This is a genomic window from Streptomyces sp. NPDC002144 (assembly GCF_053593695.1).
On record NZ_JBSFDB010000025.1, the window covers coordinates 1 to 16,968 of the forward strand.

The following is a 16,968-nucleotide window of genomic DNA, read 5'->3' on the forward strand; positions in this document are numbered from 1 at the left end:
CGCCGGGCTGGCGGGATGTCAGGTCTGTGGAGCTGGCGTAAGACTGCTGGGCGTACCCACGTCCCTTGCCGTTAATTCGGGGCAGCTGCTGTCTGGGAAACAGAAAGCTCAACCCGCGAGGGAAGAATCTCCCTGCTTCAGCTGGGCGAGAAGTCAATTCCAGGCCTGGTCGAGGAAGTCGGCGACCAGCAGGGCGATCTGCGGCAGATGGGTTTCCAGGGCGAAGTGGCCGGTGTCGAAGAGGTGGAGTTCTGCGCCGGGCAGATCGCGGAGGTAGGCGTGCGCCCCGGGCTCGGGGAAGAAGGGGTCGTTTCTTCCCCAGGTGATGAGGGTGGGCGGGGTGTGCTGGCGCAGCCAAGCGTGCCAGTGCTCGTAACGCTCGACGTTGGTGTGGTAGTCGAAGATCAGTGCCTGCTGGGCTTCCTTGCGACCGGGCAGGTCGAGGAAGTGCTGGTCGAGGGTGTATCCGTCAGGGGCGATGAGGTCGGGATCGGGGACGCCGGTCTCGTACTGGCTGCGGGTACCGGCGAGGGTGAGCATGCCCTGGATGGCGTCCTCGACGCCCGGAGTTTGGGGCGTGAGGGCGATGAGGCCTCGGGCTGCGCCGGAGAGCCCCTCCTCGTAGGCGTTGCCGTTCTGCACGACCAGGCCCGCGATCCACTCCGGGTGGCGTTCGGCGAGGCGGAAGCCGATGGGCGCGCCGAAGTCGAAGACGTACATCACGAACCGTTCAAGGCCAAGGCTCTGGATGAAGCCTTCGGTGATGTCGGCGAGCCGATCGAAGGAGTAGCAGAAGCCGTCCGGGACCTGGGTGTGGCCGAAGCCGGGGTAGTCCGGGGCGATCAGCCGGTAGCCCGAGCCGAGCGCGTCGATGAGGCCGCGGAACTGGTGGGAGGCGGACGGGAAGCCGTGCAGGAGCAGCAGCACCGGCGCGTCGGCCCGTTCCGGGAGGGACTCCCGGTAGAAGACACGGACGCCGTCGACATCGATGTGTCGGTGAGCGATACGGGCGACTGTCGCATTCATGCTAATTCCTTTCAATGGCATTCAAGCATTAGGATTACCTCGATCAAGCTAACGTGTCAATGCCGTGTTGTACCATTAGACCTATGAGTGATCTCGTTCCGCTGACCGGAGAACCGCTGGCGCTGGACCTGGTCAACACCCGTCCGACCGCAGGCGATCTGCTCGCGACCCCGGATGATCTGCGGCACTGGTGGACCCTTCAGGCCGACCGTCTGCCGGATGAGGTGCCACAGGCCGTCACCGCCACGGACCTGGCTGCCGTGCGCGCCGTACGGGAGCACACCGCCCGCGCCATCGACCGCGCCCGCCGAGGCGACCAGCCCCTGGCTGCCGACCTGGACGCGCTCAATCAGGCGCAGCGCGCCGCGCCGGCGATCAACCAGCTGGCGTGGAACGGGTCGGCGGTGGTCGCCACACGCCGACGCGACGGCTCACCGGGCCTGCGGCTGGCCGCCTGCCTCGCGGAGGCGGCCGCCGAACTGCTGGCAGATCCCGCGGTCACCAGAGTCCGGCAGTGCGAAGCGGACGACTGCGTCATGCTCTTCCTGGCCGCCCATCCGCGGCGCCGCTGGTGCTCCGCCACCCGATGCGGCAACCGGGTACGCGTCGCCCGCCACTACCAACGCACCAAGGCCAAGTGACCCGAACGTCCCACACCCTCTCGCCCCCTCGATCCCCAAACTGCTGTCTCGCGTCCGAGGCTCGACCTCCGCCCCACCAATTCCCGCCAACGGCTTGCCACGGACCACGGCCGTTCAGCGAAGCAGCCGGGAGCGAGCTGGTCGTCGGGTGCGGGCCATTGCCTCGAAGACGTGTTCTGGCGGTAGCGCCGCCGCCAGTCGCGCCAGCTCCTCGAAGATCGACATGTATGAGCCTCGGCCGGTCTCGCCGCGCAACTCCCGCTCGCGTTCCACGAACGGCCGCACGGCCTGCCAGACCGAGACGATCCGGGTCCGCAACACCGTGACCATGAGGGTTTCGTCGAGCATGTCGAACACGGCGAGGTTCGCGAAGGACTGGTAGTAGTACACGACGTTGTAGAAGGCCGCCTTGGCTTCCGAGGGCAAACCCCGTACACCGCCTTCCGGATCGTGCTCTGCGCCCAGGCGCGTGCAGAGGTAGTCGTGCTGCTCATGGAAGTCTGCCGAGCGGAACTCCTGGAGCAGATCGACCATGACGGATATGTGGTTGGCGTGCTGCGCGGTGCGGACCTGTCTGGCGTTGAAGACGACGGAGGTCACCACGGCGACAACGGCGATACCCGTGGTGACGACGTTGAAAATGACGGAACTGTCCATGCGATCACCGTATGGAGCACACACCCGTGGTGCATACAGGGCGTGGGACGGGTTTGAGAACACCAGGCCTGGCTCGATCAACTCCCAGCGAGCATTGTCCAGATCACTCGGAATGTGCCGATGGCGCCCCGCAGCTGGGCCAGTTCGCTCGGCGGGCCATGCGGCGCAGGCCGGCTCGGAAGAACCCGGTGTCAGGGCCGACGAGGTCGTGGCCGGGCTTGTCGTTGCACCCAGCTTCCGCCGAGGCTATACCGGAAGACCCCCGCTGGCCTCAGTGCCGGGCGGGGACGGCAAGTGCCGTGCAAGTGGGTGGCAATTGTCGTCAGCAGGCTAGAGGGCATGACGACGAGCAATGCTTCCCATTCCACCGCCCACCCCTACATCCTCGAGATGGCGATGATCCACCGGGTGTTCCGCCGTGAGTCGCGCTTGCTGGCCGAACTCGTCCAGGACGTTGCGCCTTTGGACACCGCCCGCGCGGGGATCCTCGCCGAGCACTGGCGCGAGTACACCGTCGGGCTGCACGCCCATCACACCGGGGAAGACCAGATGCTCTGGCCCGTCCTGCTCCCCCACCTCGATCTGGACGCCGAGCAGGTGCTGGCGATGGAGGCGCAGCACCACGAGCTCAGCACCGGGATGGACGAGGTCCAGGTGCTCATGGACCGGTGGCGGACGCAGGCGCTGGCAGCCGACCGTGACGAGCTGGCCGAGGCGCTGCGCCGACACCACCGCCAGTTGAGCGCCCACCTCGATGAGGAGGAGCAGATGGTCATGCCGCTGGTCGTGCGCCACGTCAACGAGAGCGAATGGCGCGCGGTCGGGGAACGAGGTCTGGCCGAGACGCCCAGAAACCGTCTGATGATCGCGCTGGGCGCCATCCTGGAGGACTGCCCGCCCGATGAGCGCCAAGAGTTCCTCGCCCGTCTGCCGGTCGCCGCCAGGGTGATGTGGAAGATCCTCGGACAGCGACAGTACCGGCGCGAAACCCGCCGCATCCGCGGCCGCCACACGTCCGTATGAGCCGCCACGCCCTGCCACGTGGCCCGGACACCCGGCCCGCCGTCCACCCTGTACCGACCGACCCGCTTGAGGAAACTCCTGACCGATGCGCATCGGATTCTCCGTCCCCCAATTCGGCCCCTTCGCCGACCCCGATCACACTGCCGTCATGTGCGCGGCCCTGGAGACGCTCGGCTGTCACAGCCTTTGGGTGGCCGACCGGCTGCTGGCGCCGGTGACTCCGCCCGAGGGCTACCCGGGCGGCACGATGCCGGCCCGGTACGGCACGCACCTCGATCCGCTGCTCGCGCTCGGCGTGGCGGCCTCGGTGACCGAGCGGGTACGCCTGGGCAGCAGCACCCTCAACGCCCTGTGGCAGCCGCCCCTGGTCCTCGCCCGAGCGCTCACCACCCTGGACCTGATCAGCCGAGGGCGTCTCGACGTCGGGCTCGGGCTGGGCTGGATGCGTGAGGAGTACGAGGCCGTCGCAGTGCCCTGGCACGGACGCGGTGGCCGGCTGGAGGAGACGCTGGACGTCCTCGAGGCCGTGTGGCGGTCCGGCACGGTCGCCCACAAGGGCCCGCTGTGGACCATCCCCTCGTCCACCGTCCTGCCTCAGCCGTTGCAAAGGCCGCGACCGCCCCTCCTGCTGGGCGGCTTCACCCCGGTCGCCCTGGAGCGGGTCGGCAGGCGTGCGGACGGCTGGCTCGCGGCCTCGATGCCGCTGCCGTACTTCGACGCCCTGTGGGCAGTGGCCCGCGAAGCGGCCGAGCGGGCGGGGCGCGACCCGGACGCGCTGCGTCGGGTGTTTCGCATCAACGCCCACGTCACCCAGGCCGCGGCGAATCCGGCGGAGACCCACCAGCGGGGAACCGTGAGCCAGCTCTGCGACCATCTGAGGACGATGTGCCGGGCGGACACCGACGAGGTACTGGTGGACCTCCAGCTGACGACGGACTCGCCGCAGGAGTACCTCGATCTGGCGGCGGAGTTCATGGCCGAACTGGGAGGTGCTCACCCCTAGCGTGGCTACGGCGAGGTGGGCTCCGCCGGCAGAGCGGCCAGGGCGGCTCGGGCGGAGGCCTCCCAGTGGGGCGACTCCCAGGCGGCGGCCACCCGTACAGCCTCGAGGTAGTGACGCCTGGCCCGGTCCGGGTTGCCCAGAAACCGGGCGAGGTCGCCCAGCGTCTGGGCGACGGGCCGGTAGACGATGCTGAGGCTGCTCGCACCCCCTGCCCGCCCCTGGAGGGGCAGCAAGTCCGCGTAGATCCCGGCGGCGGCCTCCCGATCACCGAAGGCGATCGCAGCCACACCACGCAGGCCGGCCAGGATCGGATAGGCAAAGTCCCGCAGCAGCGGCGCGCGCCTGCCGAAGACCTCCCGGGCCTCGTCGGGCCGGTCCGCGGCGAGCAGGGCAAGGGCCGTGAGGGCTTCGTTGTGCGGCTGGTACTGCTCCCACACCTCAAGGAGCATGGGGAGGACCTCGGCGAGGCGGCCCTGCTGGAGCCGAATGCAGCCGACGGCCAGACCCGCGAGCCCGCTGAGGTCCACCGCGCCGGCCGCCCTCAGGTCCGCCACCGCCGCGCCCAGTTCCTGCTCCGCCTCCTCGAAACGGCCCTGCGCCATGGCGAGCAAGGGGCGACGCAGCCTGGCCACCGCGAACGCACCGTGGAGCTCATAGGTACGGGCGATCTCGTCAGCCCGTACGAGGCACTGCTCCATGCGCGCCGGCTCGTTGGCCGCGGCTGCCAGGCGGGCGGCGGTGTAGGCGCTCATCCAGGAAAGCTCGGGAATGTCCTGGGAGTCAGCCAACTCGGTGAGTTCTTCGTGCAGTTGCTCGTAGGCCACGGGATCGAGCTCGCAGTCGACCCGGCGCAGCAGCGAGGTGAGGGTCAGGCCCCACAGCCGGGGATCACCCAGGGCACGGGCGCGTTCGACCGCCTGGCGCGCGACGGCGACGGCCCGTGGATCGCTGTCGTGGAGGGCGTCGGCAAGCTGGTCGAGGAGCAGGACCCGCTGCCGGTCGTCCGGGCTCCCGGTCTGCAGCAGCCTGTCGAGTTCCTCGACGGCTTCGCGGTCGGAGTCCGCGTAGGCGCGAACCCGCCAGGGGGTCGGTTCGGTCCAGGTCGTGTACGCCGCGGTCAGCAGATCGTCCCGACCCTCGGCACGAGCGATCCGCACGGCTTGCCGCTGCGCTTCGCGTGCGGGCACGACGGCACCCATCCGGATCCGGCAGTCGACCAGATGGCCCAGTAGGCGGACCCGCAGCAGCGGGACGTCCTGGCCCGCGAAGGCCGCCGGGTGAGCAGCCAGCAGGCCCAGGGCCGCGTCGAGCAGCGTTTCGGCGTTCTGCGGAGCGTAACGGCGTACGGCCTGCTCGCCCGCGAGGCGGGCGTGGTGGACCGCGGGTTCGGCGTCGTCGGTCAGCACCGGGGCCGCCTGGAGGAGGTGATGGGCGATGGCGGCGACATCGGCCGAACCCAGGGCGATCAGGCTCCGGCCCAGCCGGGAGTGCATGCGGGCCAGCCGCAGGCGGGTGAGGTCGGCTTCCAGCGCGTCCCGTACGAGAGCGTGGGTGAACCGGATCGTGCCGGGCCTCGGTTCGGTGAGCAGTCCCGCGGTGACACCGGCGTCCAGGGCGTCGAGGAGCTGGTCGGCATCGTGGTCGGCCGCGTGGATCAACAGCGAGACCGGTGCCTCACGTCCGGCGACGGCGGCCAGGCGCAGTCCCGCCGTGGCGGTCGGCGCGAGCAGGGCCAGCCGGCGCCGCAGCACGTCCTGGACCCCCTGAGGGATGCTGGCCAGGGCCCTCTCCTCACCCTCGCCGGCCAGCAGCAGGCAACTCTCGCGCAGGTAGAAGGGGTTGCCTCCGGCCCGTTCGGCCAGGGCCACGGCGGCCCGCTCGCTCATGCCGGCGTCCGAGCGCCTCAAGAGGGCCTTCGCCTCGGTGTCCGACAGTCCTCCGAGCGCCAGCCGTACGGGGGCGCAGGTGGCCAGCCGGGCCAGGGCCGCGGTCAGATCGCCCTCGCCGGTGCGGAACGAGCCGACCAGGAGCAGGGGGACGTCACGCAGTTGTTCGGCGCACAGCAGGAACAGCTCCACGCTCTCCTGATCGCCCCGGTGCAGGTCATCCACGAAGATCGCCAGGGGTTGCCCTCGCGTGGCATCCCGGAGCCACCCGAGCAAAGCCTTGTGGAGACGAAAGCGCAGCGCCGGGCTGCCGTCCGGCTGCTCGGCGCCGCTCAAGGTGCCGGGAGCGAGCAGCGCCGCGAGTTCGTCGGCGTACGGGCCTGGCGGAGCGCTCTGCGCCAGACACGGCAGCAAGTCGAACCAGGCACGGCCGGGCGGGGCGCCCTCGCTCTCCGGGCACCGCCCGATGGCCGACAGCCAGCCCTGCGCGGGCAGTTGCCCCAGGGCCGCTTCCAGCAGGCTCGACTTGCCGATGCCCGCTTCGCCGGAGACGAGAACCACCTGCGACCGGCCGGTCCGGGCCAGATCGGCGGCCAAGGCCAGCCGGGCCAGCTCCTCGTCGCGACCCAGCAGACGGTCCGTCGTCAGCACCGTGGGAGTGGCCTGCGCGCGCTGCTCCTCGGCCGCGACCGACTCCTCCACGGCCTGCCCGGCTCGCGGCGCGCCGGGGTGCGCGGAGACCGCCGCGGGCACGCCGGTCTCCCGGTGCAGGAGGTCGAGCCGCCGGTGCAGCAGTGCGTGCTCCAGCTCCACCAGGGCGGGGCCGGGGTCGATGCCGAGTTCCTCGCCGAGGACGCGCCGGGCCTGTCGCAGCACCGTCAGTGCGTCTCCTTGGCGGTCGCGAGCCCAAAGCGCCAGCGCCAGCAGCCGCCACCCCTCCTCGTGCAGGGGCTGGTCCCTGGTCAGCGCCCGTGCCTCGGCGAGCGCTTGCGCGGCCTGACCGCAGCGCAACTGTGCCGCGGTGAGCCGCTCGCGTGCGGTGCGACGGATCTCCTCCAGGCGGGTGCGCTCACCCACGGTCCACGGCTCGTCCGCGAACTCGGCGTACGGCTGCCCGTCCCACCCGTCGAGCGCCCGGGACAGGCGGTCGGCAACCAGGTGGGCGGGCAGCCCCGTCGTCGAACCAGCAGCCACCCGGTCTTCGAACACCCACGCGTCCACAGCATCCCGCCCCACAGCGAGGGCGTAGCCATAGGGTGCGCTGAGCAAGATCTGGGCCGGGGTCCGCGGCGCCCGTCCCGGTTCCAGGGTCCGCCGCAGACGCGCGATGTAGGCGTGGAGCGATGCCTGCGCGCTCGGTGGGACGCGGCTGGGCCACAACCTCTCGACGATGCGATCCGTGGGCACGACCGCGCCTTGGGCGAGCAGCAGTTGGACCAGGACCATGCGTGGGAGCCGGCCCCGCGTGTCCGCGGGCTGTCCGTCGACCTCCACCTGGAACGGACCGAGCACCTTAAAACTGATCATGACAAGAACATCGTAGTAGTGCGGGAGCGACGGAATGTCTTCCGGGATCGCGTCGGAAACGAACGAGGGACTCGTGGACCGGCACGCCGCGAAGGCGTCACCCGTCCACCGTCAGCGGCGTCGCCCGACTCAGTGGTGGGGGGAGCCCTTCACCGGCAACGGAGCGGACGGTGCGACCGGCGCCGACCGCAGGAGGGTGCGGAACCTGTCCCATTCGACCTTCGGGCGGCTCAGCCCCCGGCGTGCAAGGTAGCGGTCGGTCGACCGCTTCGTCTGACGCAGAATCCTCAGGGCGTCGCTCGCGCGGCCCGAGCCCATGGGTTCGATCACCGCGGAAGGCACCAGCAGCCAGCCCACCTCGGTGCGCTCCACAGTGCCGCGCACGAAGGCGTTGTACATGTGGTTGAGCCGTTCGTCGTGCCGGTGGACCAGCAGGCCTGCCGGCCCGCTCTCGACGGGGCAGTCGGCCGGCACGTCGACCAGGTAGCCCGCCCGAGTCGGCCGCGGCACGGTGCGGGCCAGGACCGGAGCCCCCGAAGCGTCCCGTGCTGCCAGGACTGCCGACGGCGCGCGCCCCAGCTGCGCCGCTCCGAGCAGTGACCGGGTATCCGGCACGGACACCAGCGCTTCGCCGTGCGTCAGATGTTCCAACGGCGGTCGCACGACGACGTGTTCGGCTTCAACCGTGATAAGCAGGCGCAGGTAATACCAGGACATGAGCGGCCTCATGGGGAGTGTCAGATACGCGCGGCTGTGCGGCTGCCGCTCGAAGAGCCTGCGCCAGTACTCCTCGGTCCCCTGGGGACCCGTCATGATCGTGTCGGGACACTCGGCGCGGCCACTGATGAACACCTGCGGGGCGTGGCCGAGGCCACTGCCCGTCGGATCGGAGAAGAGCAGGGCAACCCGGCCGTCGCGCCGTACATTCAACGCCTTCTGCGCGAACGCGAGACAGGTGGTCACCAGCAGGGTCCCGTCGTCGCGACGGGCGACCGCCGTGGGCCAGGCCACCGGGGTCTCGTCTCGGCCCAGGGTGACGAACTCGCAGGTGCGGTAGGCGTCGAGGACGTCAAAGGGCGCGGGGTCGGATCCCGAGCGGGACACGCGGTGAGTGGCGACCGTGTCGTGGTCGGGAATGCCTTGGGAGGTGGTTCGAGGGGACACGCGCGGTTGCTCCAAGATCGATGCCGACAGCGGATACGACACCGTGGCCGCTCCCTCTTGGCCGGCACTTGGCGCCGACTTGCCACCCGCATCGAGTACTGGGGGTGTCACTATGCCGGTGATCGCCTCGGCGGACTCGCCTTGCCTCACCGCAGTCAGGTCCTACCGTCACGCGAGCGGGGACAACGCACGGGCGACCGCATGTTGCTCGAACCGGGTGCGCGTGTGGCGGTACGGGGCCGCCATCCGAAGTCGCTGCGTATGCGCGGTCAGCGCGCTGGCCCCTTTCGAATGCGTGGGGCGACCATCGCCTTACGCATTACCCCTCAGCGCCTGAACCGCGTCGATCACGCTGTCCACCACCTCGTTCACCGGCTTGGAGGCGTCGATGACCGTCGCGCCAAGACCCTCGTAGATCCCTCGCATCCGAGGATTCCACTCCAGGGCCGCTGCGAGCTCTTCGGGATGTTGACCGAATGCGTTCGTCGTGCGGGTCGCAAGCCGGTGACGGAGGGTGTCCTCGTCGATGACCAGACAGACGGTGACGTCGAAAAGTTCGCGGACGTCTTCCTCGTTCTCCGCCGACCCACACAAGAACGCGGTACGGGAACGAGACTCCTCGACGAGGGCCTCAACGCGCTCGCGGACGATCATCCACCCGTATCGTTCGAGCCAGCCCTCAGGGACCGGATAGGGAGGATCCATCACGACCTCGCCATTGGACCGGTCGGCCCAGCGGCAGAAGCCGTCCTCGTCGCCGTCGAACGCAATGTGGCCCCGCGCGCGCAACTCCCCGCAGACCGTGGACTTACCGGTGCCTGAGTTGCCCGTCACCCACACAACTGTCACGCGGCCAGCGTAGCCACGACAGTCCCGGGCCAACGACGCTATCGCCGCGATCACGCGAGTCGAAGCCTCCACCCCGGGCACCTCGCCCGTTGCCGGACATCTCTGCGAGGTCCCTCCGTTGCGCCCCGGTCCGAGAGCTGCCAGGCCGCCCACTCGCTTTGAACAGGATCGAATTGCTGGACCAGGCGCCCCAACCGCCGCAGGGTTGGTGCGGCCACGGCAGGTCGGGACCCGTCGGTCGACCAGGTCGCCGATCCCGGCTCGCCGCAGGCCAGTACGAGTGCGTCACCAACGTGAGACCGGCGGCCTGAGCCTGACGGGCAGCCGCAGAAGGAAACCGCCTTTCCGGTCACGTCACCGGAAGGGACCGGCCCGGCATCCGCCTGGTGCCGGTGGGGAGGGCCGGCTACGCGCCGGTCGTGACGGAGGGACACCACCATGCGCACCATCATGCGAGGCGCCGCCGCGCTCGCCGTCGCCACGGCCGCCGTGGCAGCGATCGGCACCAGCTCGGCCAACGCGAGTGACCGAACCGTGTATGGCTGTCCGGGCGGGGCGGTCTGCATCTACCCCCGGGACGCCGACATCCACAACAGCACTCCCACCAACATCTACTACAGCTACGGCGCCCACAACCTGAGCAACCAGTTCGGCAACCACTACGTGCTCAACAACCAGTACGGCAGCGCCAATGCCACCGCCCAGCTGTGCAACGGCTACAACGGCGCCGACTGCGTGATCACCATCGGGCTGAACGAGTTCGGCGTCTACAACCTCACGCCCATTAACTCGGTCGTGCTGAACCGGCCGTAGCCACCCGCCGACAGGCGTGATCGGCACACGCTTCCGGGCATTGACCGACACGACCCTCGTCGAACACATCAGCAGGGGGAAAACCATGAAGCTGTCCCGTCGCGCCACCACCGCCACCGCGCTGGCAGTGCTGGCCCTCGGAGGCACGCTCGCCGCGACCACCCAGGCCTCGGCGGCCACGTCCCAGACCACCACCCAGGCGGCGCCCACGGCGACGTACAACGGTGCCTGCGGCACCGGCTACACGGTCATCGACTCCACGCCGGTCGGCAACTCCGGCAAGGTATTCCTCACCTGGAACCAATCGACCGGCAAGAACTGCGCCGTGACCGTGCGCAACGCCGTGGGAAGGAAGATCAACATGGAGGTGACCCTGGACGCCCTCGGCGACTCCGACGAGCCCTCCGTCGACTCCGGCACGTACACGAGCTACGCCGGCCCCGTCTACGTCAACGGCCGCGGCTCCTGCGTCGCGTGGAGCGGCACCATCGGCAACGCCTCGGCGAGCGATTCCGGCCACTGCAGCTGATCCAGCATCCGGGGGCGGGACCACCACCCGCCTCCGGCACCGCCGACCGAGGTCGCTGGCGACCTTGGCCGGGCCGGTGGTGGCGGTGCCGGTGAAACGCCAACGGCAGTAGCCGTCCTTGAGCGCCTTGACGGTGGTGCGCCGGGTGCCGATGCCGCTCGTGCCCACCGTGGTGTACATGTGCTGCTGCCCTTCGGACGAACTGCTGCTCTACACCCTTGGCCACAGGCACGGGGCGACGTCATGCAGGGACGGCGAGCGGTGGGTGCTCGAGCACGCGAGGCCTGTACTCGACCAGCTGGATACGGCCGTCGAAGGTGCGGTGGTCGATCATCTCGAGGGCAACGTCCGGATAGCCGTCGTAGATGCGTTCTTCGCCCGTGGCCCCGGTGATCACCGGGAACATCACGACCCGGAAGCGGTCGACGAGCCCGGCTCGCAGCAGGGACCGGCACAGGCTCAGGCTGCCGATCGTGCTCAGGAGCCCTGGGCCACTCGACTTCATGGCACGGACCGCCTCGACGGCGTCGTCGCGGACGAGCGTGCAGTTGGCCCACGTCAGTGGCTCCTCGAGTGAGGAGGAGAACACCACCTTGGAGGCTTGAGTGAGTTCGTCGACGGACGCCTCTTCCTCGGGCCTGAACTCGTCCTGACCTTTCGGGACCTCGCCTGCGGCGAAGCCCGACATCAGGCGGTAGGTGTTCGCTCCCATCAGGTAGGTGGCCTCGGGCTGCTCGCCGAGCCAGGCGAGGTACTCCGGGCCCTCGAGGCCCCAGAAGCCGGGCCATCCCTCTCCCGATGCGTAGCCGTCGAGGGAGGTGATGAAGTCGACGAGAAGCTCTGACATGGCGGTGTCCTTTCCTAGGTCTCACGAGCGTGGACCGGCCGGGGACCACAAACTCATCGGCCGCGCTGCGGAGTAACGAGAAAACCCCTAACGCCGCAACCAATCGTGTCGGCGCGACGGCACTGCTCCGGAGGGCGCCGCCTACATGATTGCCCTATACACGCAGTCGGGGAATGATCTCCACTGGCTGGGAAACGGCGGTTTTTGACCGCACCGAGGCGCCGCGCGGCCTCGACGGCATCCGAGACCGGCACCGACGTGCCGAGGGCCGCCGCCACGGCCTGACGCGCACCGCACGGAGCGGAGTGGCGTGCGCGTGGTGCCCTGGGAGATCTGTCAATCCCAATTCTGCTTTCGTCCATCTGTGACGACGCACCCCCAACCGCCCGCGTGGTGCGCCATGCTTGAAGCCGTACGGCCTGCCACGCTTCGCCCAGCCTGTCGGCGCGAAGGGTGACGTTCCCCCACGTGAGGTGCAGTGATCAGTGAAGTCCGGTAAGTCGAGTCTGGCAGCGTGGCTGCACCACCTCGACGTCGAGGTTCTGGAGCAAGTACTTGCGGCACGGCCGGACTCCGTGGCCCCGCCTCAGCCCCGCTCGGTCAGCGAACTGGCTGAACGCTTGCAACGCCCGGGCTCGGTGGCGCTCGCGCTGCCCTCGCTCCCGCTGCCTGCCCTGCAGGCGGCCGAGGCACTGGCGGTCCTGAGTTCGCCGGTCTCTCGACATGGCCTGGCGGATCTGCTCGGCGCGACAGAAGGAGAGGCCGCACGCGGATTGGAAGCTGCGCTTCAGACATTGTTCAGTCGTGCGCTGGTCTGGCCGGACAGCGAGGGCAAGCTGCACATGGCCTCCGCGCTACGGCGGGCGTGGGACGCCCCGCTCGGGCTGGACCAGTCGCTGGCGACGCTGTTGAAGGATGCGACATCCGAGGAGTTGCGGCGCATGCTCGCGACCCTGGGTGTCCGGCCTCCGAGCACCAAGTCGCAGCGTCTCGCGACACTGGTGGAGCACCACACTGACCCGGCACGTATCGCCGAGATCGTCGCCCGGGCTCCGGCCGACACCAGGAAACTGCTGGAGCGGCGGGCGGACGCCGCGTATCGACCTCAGGCATTCGTTGGCTTCGGAGTGGAGTCCGTCTCCGAGCCGGGTGCTCGCTGGGCGCTGGAGCGCGGACTGCTGGTCCAGGGGCGCTACGACTACGGCCCCGCGCGTATGCCCGCGGAGGTGGCGCTCGCGCTGCGCGGGCCGGGCTGGCACGCTCCGTTCGACCCGACACCGCCCGTCCCGCTCCTGGCACCCGTCACCCCGGCGGAGGTCGACAGTGAGGCGGCCTCCGCGGCCACGGCGTTCGCCGCCCACGCCGCCTCGGTCCTGTCGGTGTGCGCGACGGCTCCGCCCGCCCGGTTGAAGTCGGGCGGTGTCGGAGCGCGCGAACTGGCCCGGCTCGGCAAAGCGGCGCGCTGCGAGGACACCGTCGTGCGCCTCACCCTGGAGACGGCGTACCAGGCCGGTCTCCTGGTCCGTGACGGTGACCGGGTCACGACGACGGACGCATACGACGCCTGGGCCGAGGCGGAACCCGCAGAGCGGCTCCCGGTGCTGCTGGACGCCTGGTGGACGCTGGGACTCACCCCCTCGCAGACCCGGGACGAGGACAACAAGACGCTGGCAGCCCTGGCCAATAACCCCTCCTGCACCGGCTGCCTCCAGGCCCGGCAGGGGCTGCTCACCGCCGCTTCCCGGCTGCCGGCCGGGCAGGGCGCGAAGGACGCGGCCGAACTGGGCCCTCTCACCCACTGGTCACGGCCTCTCGCCGAGGTCCTGCCGCAGGACACAACACCGTTCGCCACCACGATCCGGGAGGCCGAGCTGCTCGGTGTCCTCGCTCGCGGCGCGTTGTCCCCGATCGGCGCCGCCCTGCTGGCCGACAGCACCGAAGAACTGGCCACGGCCTGCGATCGGCTGCTTCCCGCCGCCACCACAACGGCCCGCTTCGGCAGCGACCTGACCGCCGTCGTCACCGGCACACCCGCCGCACGTCTGGTCGCGCTCCTGGACTCGGTCGCCGAGCGGGAGACCAGCGGTACGGCCTCGACGTGGCGGTTCAGCCCGGCAAGCGTCCGCCGCGGTCTGGACGCCGGCCGCAGCCCGGACGCCATCCAAGCCGACCTCGCCGCCGTAGCCGTCAACCCGCTGCCCCAGCCCCTGGCATACCTGATCACGGACACCGCACGCGGCCATGGACGGATCCGCGTCACCTCGGCCGCCTGCGTCATCCACGGCGAGGAACCCGCCCTCCTCGCCGAGATCGCCGCCCACCGCAAACTCTCCAAACTGGGCCTGCGACACCTCGCCCCCACCGTCCTTGTCAGCCGCACCCCGCTCGAGAAGACCCTCACGGCACTGCGCGCCGAGGGATACGCGCCCGTGGCAGAGACGGCCGACGGAGCCGTGCGCGTCGAACGACCCCGCAGCCACCGGGCGACGCCGCCGGTACCGACCCAGCGCACAGCGATCGGCGGGCCCGGTGACCGGTCCCGCACGACCGCCGCCCCACAGCGGGCCGAACTGACCGCGCTTGCCGCCCGGCTGGCGGACGCGCCCTTCGCCCAACCCGCCCCAGACCCGTACAACGGCGTCCCCTTCACCACCGACACCGAAGAGATCATCGCCGGACACGCGACCCACATCTCCCCTACCGACGTCCGCCAACTCGCCCACGCCGTCGACGACGGCAAGGCAATCACCATCGACTACGTCGCCGCCTCGGGCAGCCGCACGATCCGCACCGTCAGCGGCCTCGAGCTTGACCCGCCTTATCTGTACGCGTGGTGTCATCTACGCGACGACGAGCGGGTGTTCACCCTGTCACGCATTCACGGAGTGATGCCCGCGGTCTAGCGCCGAGCGGCGGACCGGGGGGCGCAGTCGGCTGCCCCTACTGAAGGCGCCACTTCTGGTTGGCGGCGCCTGTGCAGCTCCAGATCTGCGCGCGGGCGCCGTTCGCCGAGGAGTTGTCGGTCACGTCCAGGCACTTGTTGGCCGCGGTGTTCACGACGTCCCCGGTGGTGGAGTTGTACGACCACTGCTGGGCACCGGTGCCGTTGCAGTCGTACAGCTGCACCTTGGCCCCGTCCGAGGTCGACGCGGACGTGACGTCGAGGCACTTGCCCAGGGCGCGGACGGACCCGTCGCCCTGGACGGTCCACTGCTGGGCTGCGGAGCCGTTGCAGTCGTAGAGCTGGACGGCCGTGCCGTTCGCGCTCGAACCGCCCGCCACGTCCAGGCACTTGCCGGCCAGGCCCACGAACGAGCCGCTCATGCTGCCCCCGCCGGACTGGGTGCCGTTCCAGGTGAAGGTGGCCGAGGTCTTGCCCGGCAGGGAGTAAGTGGCGTGCTGGGAGCCCCAGTTGATGGTGACCGTCTTGGCGCTGGAGGCGTCGTTGTAGGCGATCAGTGCCTTGGAGCCGTCGGGGTTGCGCCAGGCAACGTTCGGCACGTTGGTGGACGCGGTGGAGGCGATGCGCTGGGCGCCGGGACGGACGAACTTCGTGAGCTGGCCCATCGTGTAGTACTCGATGGTGTAGTCGACTGTCCCACTCGCCCCGTCGCCGTTGTGTACGGTGATCAGTCCGGTGCAGGTGCCGCAACCGCCGTTGTGCGGGCCCATGTTCTGGTCCACCGCGAGGGACCATTTGGTCACCGACTTCGCCCAGTTGCGGGTGTAGTCGATGATGTTGTTCATGTCCTCGCGCTGCTGGTTGGCGATCCAGGTGCCGCCGGAGTGCTCGGTGCCGAACGCGTCCAGGTGGGGGTACTGGTTGTGCACCGTGGTCTGTTTGGAGACGTCCCCGCCGTAGCCGTGCCAGGCGATGCCGCCGAAGTTGGGGTGGTTGCGGATCGCGGCGTCGTCGACGGAGGCGGCCGCGTAGGAGTCGTAGACGTCCCAGTTCCAGTCGTGCGCGAGGACCTTGGTGGACAGGCCCGCGGACTGCAGCTTCGGGAGCAGTTCGCTCTTGAGGAAGTACTGGATGCCGGAGGCGTTCCAGCTCATCGACGGATAGCCGGAGCAGCAGGTGGGCTCGTTCTGCGGGGTGACGTAGGAGACGTTGACGCCTTGGCTCCTGTACGCCTGGAGGTACTTCACGAAGTAGTTCGCGTAGGCCCCGTAGTCCTCCGCCTTCAGCCAGCCGCCGTTGAGCGAGCCGCTGTCCTTCATCCAGGCCGGAGCCGTCCATGGCGAGGCCATGACAGTCAGAGAGGGGTTGAGCTGGAGCGCCTGCTTGGTCAGCGGGACGACGTCCGCGAGGTCGTGCCCGATGGAGAAGCTGTTCAGGTTCGGGTCGGTCTGGCCGGCCGGGACGTCGTCGTAGGTGTAGCCGTAGCGTGCGAGGTCCGAGGCTCCCATCGGATTGCGCAGGAACGACAGCCCGATGCCGTCCGTCGGCGAGAAGAGCTTCTTCATGGTGGCGTCGCGTGTCGCCTGCGAGAGCGCGCCGCTGGAGTTCATCAGCCAGGCCGCGGTGTCCGTGAAGGACGCGCCACCGCCGGTGAAGGTCTGGTAGCGGGTGTTCTCGTCGACGGTGATGTTCTCGCCTCCGCCACCGGTTCCGGACTGGAAGGCGAACGGTGCCTGTGGCTGAAGTCCGCGCGTGACATGGCGCCCGGCGGAGTCGTCGGTGGTGGTAAGCCAGGCGGTGACCTGTTCACCGGCCGCGTGCGCGGGGGGAACGAACGCGGTGAAGCCGGCCGCGGAGAGCACGCCGGCCAGCAGCAGCCGCAGTGCGTGTGGGGGTCTTCTCACGGGGGCATCCCTTCCTGACGGTACGTCTTGACGGGCCTGCGGGGCGCGAGTTAACTCACGACGTGATCTAAGTCATGAGTAAACAGCCCGAGCCAGAGTGAACCAGAGAGCCGAGAAAAGGTCCATACCAAGAACCGGCCTCAGCTTGTGGCTACCGGTTGCTGGGTCAAGACGGCAACTGCCGGTCGCAGCCAGGC

Annotated in this window: 13 protein-coding genes; 6 read left to right on the forward strand and 7 right to left on the reverse strand. The window is 69.6% G+C overall.

The genetic code is table 11. The annotated features are described in order from the left end of the window. Positions 1 to 153: 153 nt before the first annotated feature. On the reverse strand, positions 154 to 1,026 hold the full coding sequence (locus tag ACWCQ1_RS31825; RefSeq protein ID WP_451027926.1) for an alpha/beta fold hydrolase: 873 nt from the start codon (positions 1,024 to 1,026) through the stop codon (positions 154 to 156). Between the two features lie 83 nt (positions 1,027 to 1,109). On the opposite strand from ACWCQ1_RS31825, the gene ACWCQ1_RS31830 reads away from it, so the two are divergent. Next, complete coding sequence (locus ACWCQ1_RS31830) at positions 1,110 to 1,667, forward strand: CGNR zinc finger domain-containing protein (protein ID WP_451027927.1); 558 nt, start codon at positions 1,110 to 1,112, stop codon at positions 1,665 to 1,667. A 114-nt stretch (positions 1,668 to 1,781) separates the two neighbouring features. On the opposite strand, the gene ACWCQ1_RS31835 is transcribed toward ACWCQ1_RS31830, so the two are convergent. Then, positions 1,782 to 2,324: a DUF4760 domain-containing protein gene (locus ACWCQ1_RS31835; protein ID WP_133047792.1), complete on the reverse strand. Its 543-nt coding sequence runs from the start codon at positions 2,322 to 2,324 to the stop codon at positions 1,782 to 1,784. Between the two features lie 339 nt (positions 2,325 to 2,663). Here ACWCQ1_RS31835 and ACWCQ1_RS31840 point away from each other — a divergent pair, with 339 nt between their 5' ends. Further along, positions 2,664 to 3,347, forward strand: a complete 684-nt coding sequence (locus ACWCQ1_RS31840; RefSeq protein WP_165955057.1) for a hemerythrin domain-containing protein — start codon at positions 2,664 to 2,666, stop codon at positions 3,345 to 3,347. 85 nt (positions 3,348 to 3,432) lie between these two features. After that, positions 3,433 to 4,350 (forward strand): TIGR03619 family F420-dependent LLM class oxidoreductase, encoded by a 918-nt coding sequence (locus ACWCQ1_RS31845; RefSeq protein WP_133047790.1) that lies wholly within the window; start codon positions 3,433 to 3,435, stop codon positions 4,348 to 4,350. A 5-nt stretch (positions 4,351 to 4,355) separates the two neighbouring features. Here ACWCQ1_RS31845 and ACWCQ1_RS31850 read toward each other — a convergent pair whose 3' ends face one another. From ACWCQ1_RS31850 to ACWCQ1_RS31860, 3 genes are all read right to left on the reverse strand, one after another. After that, positions 4,356 to 7,763 (reverse strand): BTAD domain-containing putative transcriptional regulator, encoded by a 3,408-nt coding sequence (locus tag ACWCQ1_RS31850; RefSeq protein WP_451027928.1) that lies wholly within the window; start codon positions 7,761 to 7,763, stop codon positions 4,356 to 4,358. A 129-nt stretch (positions 7,764 to 7,892) separates the two neighbouring features. Beyond that, positions 7,893 to 8,969: a pyridoxamine 5'-phosphate oxidase family protein gene (locus ACWCQ1_RS31855; RefSeq protein WP_451027929.1), complete on the reverse strand. Its 1,077-nt coding sequence runs from the start codon at positions 8,967 to 8,969 to the stop codon at positions 7,893 to 7,895. 270 nt (positions 8,970 to 9,239) lie between these two features. Continuing rightward, positions 9,240 to 9,776 carry an AAA family ATPase gene (locus tag ACWCQ1_RS31860; protein ID WP_451027930.1) on the reverse strand — a complete coding sequence of 179 codons (537 nt, stop codon included), beginning with the start codon at positions 9,774 to 9,776 and terminating at the stop codon, positions 9,240 to 9,242. A gap of 438 nt (positions 9,777 to 10,214) precedes the next feature. Between ACWCQ1_RS31860 and ACWCQ1_RS31865 the strand changes: the two genes are divergently transcribed. Both ACWCQ1_RS31865 and ACWCQ1_RS31870 read left to right on the forward strand, forming a co-directional pair. Next, positions 10,215 to 10,589, forward strand: a complete 375-nt coding sequence (locus ACWCQ1_RS31865) for a hypothetical protein (protein WP_133047787.1) — start codon at positions 10,215 to 10,217, stop codon at positions 10,587 to 10,589. Between the two features lie 85 nt (positions 10,590 to 10,674). Further along, positions 10,675 to 11,118 carry a spore-associated protein A gene (locus ACWCQ1_RS31870; protein ID WP_451027931.1) on the forward strand — a complete coding sequence of 148 codons (444 nt, stop codon included), beginning with the start codon at positions 10,675 to 10,677 and terminating at the stop codon, positions 11,116 to 11,118. A gap of 241 nt (positions 11,119 to 11,359) precedes the next feature. Here the strand turns inward: ACWCQ1_RS31870 and ACWCQ1_RS31875 are convergent, their stop codons facing one another. Then, entirely contained in the window at positions 11,360 to 11,965 is a 606-nt protein-coding gene (locus ACWCQ1_RS31875; RefSeq protein ID WP_451027932.1) for a dihydrofolate reductase family protein, read from the reverse strand. 794 nt (positions 11,966 to 12,759) lie between these two features. Between ACWCQ1_RS31875 and ACWCQ1_RS31880 the strand changes: the two genes are divergently transcribed. After that, positions 12,760 to 14,868 carry a helicase C-terminal domain-containing protein gene (locus ACWCQ1_RS31880; protein WP_451027933.1) on the forward strand — a complete coding sequence of 703 codons (2,109 nt, stop codon included), beginning with the start codon at positions 12,760 to 12,762 and terminating at the stop codon, positions 14,866 to 14,868. 37 nt (positions 14,869 to 14,905) lie between these two features. Here the strand turns inward: ACWCQ1_RS31880 and ACWCQ1_RS31885 are convergent, their stop codons facing one another. Beyond that, on the reverse strand, positions 14,906 to 16,771 hold the full coding sequence (locus tag ACWCQ1_RS31885) for a ricin-type beta-trefoil lectin domain protein (protein WP_451027934.1): 1,866 nt from the start codon (positions 16,769 to 16,771) through the stop codon (positions 14,906 to 14,908). Between the last annotated feature and the right edge of the window lie 197 nt (positions 16,772 to 16,968).

What these genes read in the sequence shown, in the direction of transcription:
- ACWCQ1_RS31830 (WP_451027927.1), top strand. Translation starts at nt 1,110, where the DNA reads ATGAGTGATCTCGTTCCGCTGACCGGAGAACCGCTGGCGCTGGACCTG.
- ACWCQ1_RS31875 (WP_451027932.1), bottom strand. Translation starts at nt 11,965, where the DNA reads ATGTCAGAGCTTCTCGTCGACTTCATCACCTCCCTCGACGGCTACGCA.
- ACWCQ1_RS31850 (WP_451027928.1), bottom strand. Translation starts at nt 7,763, where the DNA reads ATGATCAGTTTTAAGGTGCTCGGTCCGTTCCAGGTGGAGGTCGACGGA.
- ACWCQ1_RS31845 (WP_133047790.1), top strand. Translation starts at nt 3,433, where the DNA reads ATGCGCATCGGATTCTCCGTCCCCCAATTCGGCCCCTTCGCCGACCCC.
- ACWCQ1_RS31865 (WP_133047787.1), top strand. Translation starts at nt 10,215, where the DNA reads ATGCGCACCATCATGCGAGGCGCCGCCGCGCTCGCCGTCGCCACGGCC.
- ACWCQ1_RS31870 (WP_451027931.1), top strand. Translation starts at nt 10,675, where the DNA reads ATGAAGCTGTCCCGTCGCGCCACCACCGCCACCGCGCTGGCAGTGCTG.
- ACWCQ1_RS31835 (WP_133047792.1), bottom strand. Translation starts at nt 2,324, where the DNA reads ATGGACAGTTCCGTCATTTTCAACGTCGTCACCACGGGTATCGCCGTT.
- ACWCQ1_RS31825 (WP_451027926.1), bottom strand. Translation starts at nt 1,026, where the DNA reads ATGAATGCGACAGTCGCCCGTATCGCTCACCGACACATCGATGTCGAC.
- ACWCQ1_RS31840 (WP_165955057.1), top strand. Translation starts at nt 2,664, where the DNA reads ATGACGACGAGCAATGCTTCCCATTCCACCGCCCACCCCTACATCCTC.